Annotated in this window: 10 protein-coding genes and 1 pseudogene; 9 read left to right on the forward strand and 2 right to left on the reverse strand. The window is 58.9% G+C overall.

Annotated features, from left to right (window positions below):
• Window positions 1-23: 23 nt before the first annotated feature.
• Window positions 24-362 (forward strand): nitrogen regulatory protein P-II, encoded by a 339-nt coding sequence (glnB, locus tag ACMX3H_RS06900; RefSeq protein ID WP_025246230.1) that lies wholly within the window; start codon window positions 24-26, stop codon window positions 360-362.
• A gap of 353 nt (window positions 363-715) precedes the next feature.
• Entirely contained in the window at window positions 716-1,969 is a 1,254-nt protein-coding gene (gene glyA, locus ACMX3H_RS06905) for a serine hydroxymethyltransferase (RefSeq protein WP_415210268.1), read from the forward strand.
• Window positions 1,970-2,146: 177 nt separating this feature from the next.
• On the opposite strand, the gene csiE is transcribed toward glyA, so the two are convergent.
• The gene (csiE, locus tag ACMX3H_RS06910; RefSeq protein ID WP_415210269.1) at window positions 2,147-3,394 is read right to left on the reverse strand and encodes a stationary phase inducible protein CsiE; all 1,248 of its coding nucleotides are present in this window, start codon (window positions 3,392-3,394) and stop codon (window positions 2,147-2,149) included.
• Between the two features lie 236 nt (window positions 3,395-3,630).
• Here csiE and ACMX3H_RS06915 point away from each other — a divergent pair, with 236 nt between their 5' ends.
• Genes ACMX3H_RS06915 through ACMX3H_RS06925 form a run of 3 tightly spaced genes read left to right on the forward strand, consistent with a single transcriptional unit; the run spans window position 3,631 to window position 4,510 of the window.
• Complete coding sequence (locus ACMX3H_RS06915; RefSeq protein ID WP_415210270.1) at window positions 3,631-3,771, forward strand: hypothetical protein; 141 nt, start codon at window positions 3,631-3,633, stop codon at window positions 3,769-3,771.
• Window positions 3,772-3,780: 9 nt separating this feature from the next.
• Window positions 3,781-4,128 carry a hypothetical protein gene (locus tag ACMX3H_RS06920; RefSeq protein ID WP_415210271.1) on the forward strand — a complete coding sequence of 116 codons (348 nt, stop codon included), beginning with the start codon at window positions 3,781-3,783 and terminating at the stop codon, window positions 4,126-4,128.
• Window positions 4,129-4,156: 28 nt separating this feature from the next.
• A complete protein-coding gene (locus ACMX3H_RS06925; RefSeq protein ID WP_415210272.1) occupies window positions 4,157-4,510 on the forward strand; it encodes a nickel/cobalt transporter in 354 nt (117 codons plus the stop codon).
• Window positions 4,511-4,853: 343 nt separating this feature from the next.
• On the opposite strand, the gene suhB is transcribed toward ACMX3H_RS06925, so the two are convergent.
• Window positions 4,854-5,657 (reverse strand): inositol-1-monophosphatase, encoded by an 804-nt coding sequence (gene suhB, locus ACMX3H_RS06930; RefSeq protein WP_415210273.1) that lies wholly within the window; start codon window positions 5,655-5,657, stop codon window positions 4,854-4,856.
• A gap of 125 nt (window positions 5,658-5,782) precedes the next feature.
• Here suhB and trmJ point away from each other — a divergent pair, with 125 nt between their 5' ends.
• From trmJ to pepB, 4 genes and pseudogenes are all read left to right on the forward strand, one after another.
• Window positions 5,783-6,550 (forward strand): tRNA (cytosine(32)/uridine(32)-2'-O)-methyltransferase TrmJ, encoded by a 768-nt coding sequence (gene trmJ, locus ACMX3H_RS06935; protein ID WP_415210274.1) that lies wholly within the window; start codon window positions 5,783-5,785, stop codon window positions 6,548-6,550.
• A gap of 254 nt (window positions 6,551-6,804) precedes the next feature.
• On the forward strand, window positions 6,805-7,302 hold the full coding sequence (gene iscR, locus ACMX3H_RS06940) for a Fe-S cluster assembly transcriptional regulator IscR (protein ID WP_415210275.1): 498 nt from the start codon (window positions 6,805-6,807) through the stop codon (window positions 7,300-7,302).
• 47 nt (window positions 7,303-7,349) lie between these two features.
• Window positions 7,350-8,540, forward strand: coding sequence for an IscS subfamily cysteine desulfurase (locus ACMX3H_RS06945; protein WP_415210276.1), 1,191 nt, complete (start codon window positions 7,350-7,352; stop codon window positions 8,538-8,540).
• 594 nt (window positions 8,541-9,134) lie between these two features.
• Window positions 9,135-10,207, forward strand: a pseudogene (pepB, locus tag ACMX3H_RS06950) (aminopeptidase PepB); the annotation flags it as partial.
• Window positions 10,208-10,477 lie beyond the last annotated feature (270 nt).

Below are 10,477 nucleotides of genomic sequence, written 5' to 3' on the forward strand. Positions count from 1 at the left end.
TAATCAACCAAGTAGGTGAAGTAATGAAAAAAATTGATGCGATAATCAAACCCTTCAAATTAGATGACGTGCGCGAAGCGCTGGCCGAAGTCGGCATTACCGGGATGACGGTAACCGAAGTTAAAGGATTTGGGCGACAAAAAGGGCATACTGAATTGTACCGCGGTGCGGAGTACATGGTGGATTTCCTGCCCAAGGTGAAAATTGAACTGGTGGTGCCGGATGATATCGTCGACAGCTGCGTCGACACCATTATGCATACCGCCCAGACCGGCAAGATCGGCGACGGCAAAATTTTTGTCTTCGACGTAGCGCGCGTGGTGCGCATCCGCACCGGCGAGCAAGACGAAGAAGCCATCTGAGGCTCGCTGCCAGCGGCCCAAGCCATTGGAAAACCGACCCCGTTGCGCCGGCGCCTTAAGGATCGGCCCGCGATGCTTAGGCGTTAAGCGTGGGCGTGCGAGCCGCGAATGTGCAACGCGCAGGATGCCCGCGTGGGCCGCGCATGAATTTTTCCGCCTTCGCGATGAAAATATTTCGCGATGCGGCCCAGGGGGCGGTTACAGGCTGGATGCGGCAGTTTAAAGGAAATCGTTTGCGTAAAAAGCGGCGCTGGACCCTATCGGAAATGAGGCAAAAAAGATTACACTGACGGCCTGTCATTCCCCCTAATTTAATACGCCGTAGTAGGTTAGCTGAGAGTCAGGAGAAACAGATGTTAAAGCGTGATATGAACATTGCGGATTATGATGCCGAACTGTGGCAGGCAATGGAGCAGGAAGTGGTGCGCCAGGAAGAGCACATTGAACTGATTGCATCTGAAAACTACACCAGCCCGCGCGTTATGCAGGCACAGGGCTCACAATTGACCAATAAGTACGCTGAAGGCTATCCCGGCAAGCGTTACTACGGCGGATGTGAATATGTTGACGTGGTGGAGCAGTTGGCCATCGATCGCGCCAAAGCGCTGTTTGGCGCCGATTATGCCAATGTTCAGCCACATTCGGGATCACAAGCCAATTTCGCCGTTTATACCACCTTGCTGCAGCCGGGCGATACCGTGCTGGGGATGAATCTGGCGCACGGCGGTCATTTGACCCACGGCTCCCCGGTCAACTTCTCCGGCAAATTATATAATATCGTGTCTTACGGTATCGATGAAAGCGGCCATATCGATTATGAGCAGCTGGCCGAACTAGCGAAAACCCATCAGCCGAAAATGATTATCGGTGGTTTCTCCGCTTATTCCGGCGTGGTGGACTGGGCCAAAATGCGGCAAATTGCCGACAGTATCGGCGCTTATCTGTTTGTGGATATGGCCCACGTAGCGGGCCTTATCGCCGCCGGCGTGTATCCGAACCCGGTGCCCCACGCGCACGTGGTGACCACCACGACCCACAAGACGCTGGCCGGCCCCCGCAGCGGTATGATCCTGGCCAAAGGCGGCAGCGAAGAGCTGTACAAAAAGCTGAACTCCGCCGTCTTCCCCGGCGCGCAGGGCGGTCCGTTAATGCATGTGATCGCCGCCAAGGCGGTCGCGCTGAAAGAGGCAATGGAGCCCGCGTTCAAAACCTACCAGCAGCAGGTGGCCAAAAACGCCAAGGCCATGGTGGAGGTTTTCTTGTCGAGCGGGTTTAAAGTCGTTTCCGGCGCTACCGATAATCACTTGTTCTTGCTGGATTTAGTGGATAAAAACCTGACCGGGAAAGAGGCGGATGCGGCCCTGGGCCGTGCCAATATCACCGTCAACAAAAACAGCGTACCGAACGATCCAAAAAGTCCGTTCGTTACCTCCGGGGTGCGTATCGGCACGCCGGCGGTCACCCGCCGCGGTTTTACCGAGGCAGATGTGCGTGAGTTGGCCGGCTGGATGTGCGACGTGCTGGAAAATATCAACGACGACGCGGTGATTGAACGGACTAAAAATAAAGTGCTGGATATCTGTGCCCGTCATCCCGTTTACGCCTGACGGCAGCAAACGGTTTTAACGAGGCAGGGGGACGGGGGACTGCACGGCCCTTGCTGGCGCAACCCTGGTCACAAACGGCTAACCGGCCCCGCGGGGGGCCGGTTTTTTTGTCCCTGGCAGCGCCGAGGCGCGCTTTGGTTGCCCGCGGTGCCGGACCGGCAGTATCGCGGCCGGGGTTCAGGATTCGAGTAGATCGCGGATCCGCTGGCGCTGCGGCAGCGGTATGCGGACCTGCAGCAGCGGCGGCGAGTATAAAGGCAATTGCATTTGGAAAGGGGTAATGACCAGCACGGTATTTTTCGGCGCGCCGCGCGCCTGAAACTCGGTGACCGATTGGAATTTGATATTCAGCGGCAACAGCGTCAGTTCCCGGATTTGCAGCTCCAGTTTGCGCTCCTGCTCCCCCTCCGATTGGCTTAAAATCACCACCTGCTTTTCCTGCAGATCCGTCTCTTGCATTAGCCAGGCGCCGAAGATGACCGCAATCAGACCCATCTCCTTTCGGCTGAAACGAATACGATACTCCGCTTCCAGCGGTATCATCGCCGCACGGGTGGCGCGTAGCAGACAGGGATATTTTTCCTCTACTTCGCTTTGCAGGCTGCTGTCGACGCCCATGTGGAAATGGCAGCGTTCCAGCGCGGTGTTCAAATGGAAAAATAGCTGTTCCGCCAGCGGGCCCTCTTGGGGAAACATTTTACCGGAAAGCTGCGCGAAACGGCTGATAAGTCGCTCGACCGCCTGGCTCAGCCGCCGATCGGCGGCTGAGCTCGGATCGGCGGGTTGAGGATGCTTTAGCTGACTGATAAGCAGCGTAAGCCCGAACACTTCGCTGGCCGGCAGCGACCAGTCGCGAAACGCTGCCTGCACCGCCGGGTACGCTTGTTTCTGGCTGAGCCATTGCCGCTGGTGCTGATTGAACGCCGGCGTCTGCTGGCGGTGGCACTGTAGCAGCAGGTAATGCAGCCAGAGCGTGAGGAACTGGCGGTTACTTTCGGCACGTTGGACGGGCAATAGGGGTAAAAGGCGCTCAAGGGCGTCCGTCAGGCGCGACGGCGGAAATTGCAGCGCGGGCGGCAAGGTATGCCACTGTTGGGTAAGCGCCGCGGTGAAATCGCGTTCGACGCGAGCGGGGCACAGCCGCAGCGCCCGGCGTAGGCCATCGAACAGACACAACCGGTGACTGAGAATATTGCCCTCAATACGGTATTCCGCCTCCCGGCGGCGCAGGGCGAGCCGATACAGCGTGCCGATTTCGGCTTCGAGTTGCGCGAGATCGCGTTGTGTGGTCGCGGGATCCGTCCCGCATTGGTGCGCCAGCTGTGTCAGCGAGCAGGGCCCCGTCGCTGAATACAGCTGCAGCAACAGATGGCTGCGCCTGCCAGAAGCGGATAGCGCGGGCGCCTGTGAAGTGGGCGGACTCATGGGTCGTATAACCTTTTGGTTATCGTGATAGCCTTAATCATAGTCAACCGCCCCCGCTCGATTGCCGGCGCGACGTTTTTGTTTTATAGTTTTTAACCGCGTCACATTTTTCTCGGGTCGGAGCGCGGGCCGTCACGCCTGCCGGTCAGGGGAAACGAGGGATGGATCCTTGCCTAAGTTATGTTATTTTATAACATTATCGGTTTGCGGGCATCGGGCGCTCGCCGGGAGAATGTGTGGCAAAAACAAACGATCGCGCGGTGCGGCCGGGGGACTTCCGTTCGTCTCGCATTTGGCTGAATTTATGGCCGCTTTGGGTTTTTTTAGGGGCGCTGGCGGCGGTGGGGCAGTGGATTTGGCTACGCTGGCAGCAGTAACTGCTGCAAATGGTTCAATGGCAAAAGCAACTGCACCAGCACATGGTCGTGCTGTTGCAGGAGGTGCAAGGGGATCCACACCATTATGGCGCCACGCTGCTGCTGTTCAGTTTTGTCTATGGCATTCTGCACGCGCTCGGACCCGGCCACGGCAAAGTCGTGATTACCACCTATCTCGCCACCCACCGTTCCCGGCTGCGGCAAAGTTTGCTGATGACGCTGGCCGCGGCCCTGTTACAGGGCTTGATGGCGATATTGCTGGTTACCCTGACGCTCAAGCGCTTACACCCGCTATTGCGGGCCGCTGCGGCACAGGATAAGGCAGCGGTAGGGCGGGGCGACCGCGGCGCCGGATAAGGCGCTGGTTGTCCGGGCATTGACACCGGTGGACCATTACCACCCCGCGGATTGCGGCTGTGGGCACCGCCACTTACCGCGGGATGAGGAATTGCGGGCGGCCGACGGCTGGTACGACCGCGCCGCCGTGGTGGTGGCCATGGGACTGCGCCCCTGCTCCGGCGCGGTGTTGGTGCTGCTGTTCGCCAAAGTGATCGGCGTGTATGCCTGGGGCGTCTTGTCCGCGCTGATGATGGCCGTGGGTACGGCGCTGACGCTGCTGGTGTTTTTCGGCCGTAGCGTCGCCGAACGGCTGATAACGCCGCGTGCGCCGTCGCTGTGGCATAATGTGGTATGGTCAACGCTGGCGCTCGCCGGTGGTGAGCGCCCGTTTTCCCGTTAAATCAAACAGATTGTGCATCCAGTCCTCCTTACTGACGAGTGGGTGAGGCATTCGGAGGGGTCGCCGCGGCGATTTTCCCCCAGGTGACTTCTCTACCACGATTTGTCCGGCATGGGAATGACCTCGTGGGATGAATGGCAAGAGTGAACCCGAGGAGCCGCTGTGATGGGGCGCTAAACGGCAAGTAAGACCGGGGGCAACGGCGAGTACGGGGTAGGGAAACGGCAGGGAGGGGGGAAAGAGAGCGGCAACGGAAAGGGGGGAGACAGAACCTGTTGGGCGGCGCCAGGCGTTGAGCCCGTAACGCTAGGGCCGGCACATCGCTGCCGGCCCTGGATAGAATTTAGCGCTTCAGCGCCTCGCTCAGCTCGTCGCGCATGGTCGAAAGCATGGCTTTCACGACGCGGGGATTACCGGCCACAATATTGCCGGAAAGCAGGTGATTATGGCCGCCGGTGAAATCGGTGACCAGACCGCCCGCCTCACGCACCAGCAGTTCGCCGCCGGCAAAGTCCCAGGGCTTCAAGCCGATTTCAAAAAAACCGTCCACGCGGCCGGCGGCCACATAAGCAAGATCCAGCGCCGCGGAGCCGGTGCGGCGGAAATCCACGCACTGTACGAACAGTTTGCTCACCAGGGCGATATAGCTGTTGGCATGCTGTTTCTGTTTGAAAGGAAAACCGGTGGCCAAAATGGTGCCATCCAGATCGCGCGCGCTACCGCCGCGCAGGCGGTAGCCGTTCAACTGGGCACCCTGGCCGCGGGACGCGGTGAACAGCTCATTGCGCATAGGATCGTAGATCACGGCCACTTCCGTGCGGCCTTTTATGCGCACGGCAATGGAAACGGCAAAGTGGGGGAAACGCTTGATAAAGTTGGTGGTACCATCCAGTGGGTCGATAATCCATTGTACGTCGGTGTCTTCGCCGGCCAGCTCGCCGCTCTCTTCGCCGATAATGGCGTGCTGCGGGTAGGACTTGCGGATAACTTCAACAATCAAACGTTCCGCTTCGCGGTCAACGTTAGTGACAAAGTCGTTGTCGCCTTTCTGGCTGGCTTCGACGGCATCAGGGGTTTCGTAATGTTTGGCAATTAAATTACCCGCCTTTCGCGCCGCGCGAATGACGATGTTGAGCATCGGATGCATGGATATCGTCCACTGTGAGATGTTAAAGAACTAAAACGGCGCTGAGATGAGAGTATAGCAGAGCGTCAGCAAAAAACCTACGGCTATGCTACCCTATCGCCACATTTCCTCTGACTTGTAAGATTATGCTGCACAATATCCGCATCGTTCTGGTTGAAACGTCTCATACCGGCAATATTGGCTTCACCGCCCGCGCGATGAAAACCATGGGATTAAACAATCTCTACCTGGTCAATCCCCTGCATAAGCCCGATTCACAGGCTATCGCCTTATCCGCCGGCGCCAGTGATATTATCGGCAATGCTACCCTGGTTGACAATCTCGATCAGGCGTTGGCCGGCTGTGGCCTGGTGGTGGGTACCAGCGCCCGTTCGCGGACACTTCCCTGGCCGATGCTGGCGCCGCGTGAGTGCGGCGTGAAAAGCGTGCAGGAGGCGGCGCAGGCCCCGGTAGCGCTTTTATTTGGCCGTGAGCGCGTCGGTCTGACCAATGATGAATTGCAAAAATGCCATTTCCATATCCAGATCCCGGCCAATCCTGAGTACAGTTCCCTCAACTTGGCGATGGCGGTGCAGATTTTGGCGTATGAAGTCCGCGTCGCCTGGCTGGAAAGTCAGCGCCAGGACGCGACGGCGCAGGAAGCCTCGGTTTATCCTTTGGCAGAAGATCTGGAGCGTTTCTATCAACACTTGGAGCATGTGCTGAGCGCGACCGGTTTCATCCGGCGTGCCCATCCGGGGCTGGTGATGAACAAGCTGCGTCGGCTATTCAATCGCGCGCGGCCGGAAAGCCAGGAGCTGAATATCCTACGTGGGATGTTGACCTCCATCGAGCATCCGCAAAAGCCGCAAACGCCCCCTGCGGATGACGGCGGCTATCGCCCGGAGGATTAACGTGTTCAGAACGCCGGCGGCGCTCGCCCGCAGGAATGACTTATCCCGGACTCCGGCAGCTATCGCCGGCGGCACCACGCCGTTTCGGACGCGGTCAGAGTCTTCAGCCGGGGACAGATTTACGCCGGCGGCCGCTGTAAACGCAGCCGGTGGAAGGGAATAAATACTTGAGCAAATTACTCGGTTAAATAGTTGACTATTTTAATCAGGAATGGCAGACTTTTGCTACGTTACTTTCACCGGTATTCTGAATCATGAGACTGACTTCCAAAGGCCGCTATGCGGTTACCGCCATGCTTGATGTCGCCCTGCACTCCGGCAAGGGCCCCGTGCCGCTCGCCGAAATTTCCGAACGCCAAGGCATTTCCCTTTCCTATTTGGAGCAGCTCTTCTCCCGCCTACGCAAGCATGAGCTGGTGGCGAGCGTCCGGGGGCCGGGTGGGGGTTATTTGCTGGGTCGTGACTCTGATCAGATTGCCGTCGGCGCGATTATCACCGCCGTAGATGAATCAGTAGACGCCACCCGTTGCCATGGTAAAGAGGGCTGTCAGGGCGGCGATCGCTGCCTGACCCATACCCTCTGGCGCGATCTTAGCGTACGCATCAGCGAGTTTCTTAACAACATTACCCTGGCCGAACTGGTCAGTAATGAAGAGATCCTCGATGTCGCCGATCGTCAAGATAATGATACGCGCCATCCGATCGCCAACGGTCGACCGCAGGAAACGATTAACGTCAACCTGCGCGCTTGAGTACAATAAGGGCATCCGTTGTTATTGATGCCCGGAGTTAACGCTTCATGAAATTACCGATTTATCTTGATTACTCCGCTACGACGCCGGTTGATCCGCGGGTGGCGGAGAAGATGATGCAGCATCTTACGCTGGACGGTATTTTCGGTAATCCGGCTTCCCGCTCCCACCGTTACGGCTGGCAGGCGGAAGAAGCCGTCGATATTGCCCGCAATCAGGTCGCCGCCCTGGTAGGGGCCGATCCCCGCGAAATCGTTTTCACTTCCGGCGCCACCGAGTCCGATAATCTGGCTCTGAAAGGGGCCGCTCACGCCAGCCGCGCCAAAGGCCGCCATATCATTACCGCCGTCACCGAGCATAAAGCGGTGGTAGATACCTGTCAGCAGCTGGAGCAGGAAGGCTTTAGCGTTACCTGGCTGGTGCCGCCGGCGAACGGTATCGTCACCCCGCAGCAGTTGAACGATGCGCTGCGGGATGACACGATTCTGGTGTCGTTGATGCACGTCAACAACGAAACTGGCGTGATCCAAGATATCGCGGCCTTTGGCGAACTGTGCCGCGCCCGCGGGGCGCTGTTCCATGTAGACGCCACGCAAAGCGTCGGCAAATTGCCCATCGATCTGGCCGCGTTGCCGGTGGATCTGATGTCGTTCAGCGGCCATAAAGTCTATGGGCCGAAGGGCATTGGCGCTTTGTTCGTACGCCGTAAACCGAGGGTGCGGGTCGAGGCCCAAATTCACGGCGGCGGTCACGAGCGCGGCATGCGCTCCGGGACGCTGCCGGTGCACCAGATTGTCGGGATGGGGGAAGCCTATCATCTCGCGGCGCAAGCGCTGGCGAGCGAAATGCCGCGCCTGCGGGCGCTGCGCGACCGGTTGTGGCAGGGGCTGCAGCAGATAGGGGGTGTGCCGGTTAATGGCGACCTGCAGCAGGGCGTGGCGACGGTGCTTAACGTTAGCTTTCGCGATGTGGACGGTGAGTCCCTTATCATGGCGTTGAAGGATCTGGCGGTCTCGACAGGATCCGCCTGTACTTCCGCCAGCCTTGAGCCGTCTTATGTCTTGCGCGCCATGGGCCTGGATGATGAGCTTGCCCACAGCTCCATTCGTTTCTCTTTGGGGCGGTTTACTACCCCGGAAGAAATAGATTACGCCATCAGCCAGACCCGGACGGCCATTGCGCGACTGCGTGAGGTCGCGCCGCAGTGCGCCGCCGGCGCGAACGGGATGGGGCGCTAAGAACCCTAATCGCCAGCGCGTTGCCACGGCATGCAGTCCCCGGTAGCGCTCCCGCACCCCTTTGGCATGCCGTCTCTCTCGGCGGCGGCGTCCCTCGTTTTTACGGCGGCATGTTGCGCGCCGCCGTTGCCCTCTGCGCTCAGGTACGCCGCCGGCTCGCCCGCTCAGCAGCTTGGTCCCTCGTTTATGTTTACCTTTAGCCGCCGCTGGCGTTGCCACAGCGATGAACTCAGCCGCCGTTGGCGCTTCCACCGCAACATCAATGCCGGCGCTGGTGTTGCTACCGCAATGATCAAAGCCGCGCCGCGGCACGCACGGCCAAGACCTTGCGGCGCGATTTTGTCATTTTTTTGTCATCGGTTTCAACGACCATAACCCCGCCACTGCTTTTCGCGCCAGTTGCCGGMGCTGGAAGAAAAACTGCTGGCGGCGACCGTTAGGGTCTGGTTAGATGAAGCACATCAGCCGGCGGTCAGGCCAGCCAGGCGGCTGGCGGCCGCTTTGACACAGGCGGCCAGGGATCGCTATGACACCCCACTGTACCGGATACGTACAGACGGCATTACTACCCTAATTTATTGGAGCAGTCTCATGATGACCGAAGCGATGCAGCTCACGCTATCCACCGCACCCGCCGACCCGCGCTGGGGCGAAAAGGCGTTATTGAGCGCCGACGAGCACGGAATGACCGTCCATTTGACGGGCGATGATGCGCTAAGCGCCATTCAGCGCGCGAGGCGCAAAATTGACGGCCAGGGGATAAACAGGTCGCGCTGCTGGGCGTTCTGGCAAGGCTATCGGGCGCCCAAAGGCAAACGCCATGTGACGTGGCCGACGTTGCCCGAGGCGGCGCGCAAAGAGCTGGACAATCGGCTGCAAATCGTTGACTGGGTGCGCCACACCATAATACCCCGGCGGAGGAGCTTGGCCCGGAACAGCTGGCGCCGCGCGCGGTGGATATCATGTCCGCCGCGGCTGACGACGCCATCAGCTACCGCATCACGAAAGCCGACGATCTGTTCGATAACCAGTATATGGGGCTGCATACCGTCGGCCGCGGCTCCGATCGCCAGCCGGTATTATTGACGCTGGACTATAATCCGGGCGGCGACGCGCAAGCGCCGGTGCTGGCTTGCCTGGTGGGGAAAGGCATCACCTTCGACACCGGTGGCTATAGCCTGAAGGGCAGCAGTTTCATGGATTTGATGAAGTCCGATATGGGCGGTGCCGCCACGCTGACCGGCGCGCTGGTGCTGGCCGTCAGTCGCGCTTTGAACAAACGGGTGCGGATGATTCTGTGCTGTGCCGATAATATGGTGAGCGGCAACGCCTTCAAACTGGGGGATATCATTCGGTATCGCAACGGCAAATCGGTGGAAGTGATGAACACCGACGCGGAAGGCCGGCTGGTGCTGGCGGATGGGCTTATCGACGCCAGCGCGGCGCGGGCGCAGTTGATTATCGACTGTGCTACTTTGACCGGCGCCGCGAAAACCGCCCTGGGCAATGATTATCACGCCTTGTTCAGCTTTAACGACGCGCTGGTGGCGGCGTTGATGCAAAGCGCCGACGAAGAGAACGAACCGTTCTGGCGTCTGCCGCTGGCGGAATTCCACCGTCATCATCTGCCGTCCAATTTTGCCGACATGAGCAATGTGGCGGGTTCTGGTTCCGGTCACGTCCGATTACTGATTCCGATTTCACCCGATCACTGATTCCGGTCGCCCGATCAGCGATTCCGATTCTGTCCGATCGCTCATCTTCTGTTCCGCCATACTCTGGAGACTTTTAGCTTCCGGGGGTRTGGCATGGCACGTAAAAAGAAGAACGCGAGAAYAKAAATSTGCATATATATCAATGTATTACGCATGAAATTTGAGCAGCATCGCTCGAATCGCACCATCGCAGCAGCGCTCGGCATCGGCTGTACCACAGTG

The sequence above is a fragment of the Sodalis sp. (in: enterobacteria) genome (genome assembly GCF_047607725.1).
Lineage (GTDB): Bacteria > Pseudomonadota > Gammaproteobacteria > Enterobacterales > Enterobacteriaceae > JBLKSS01.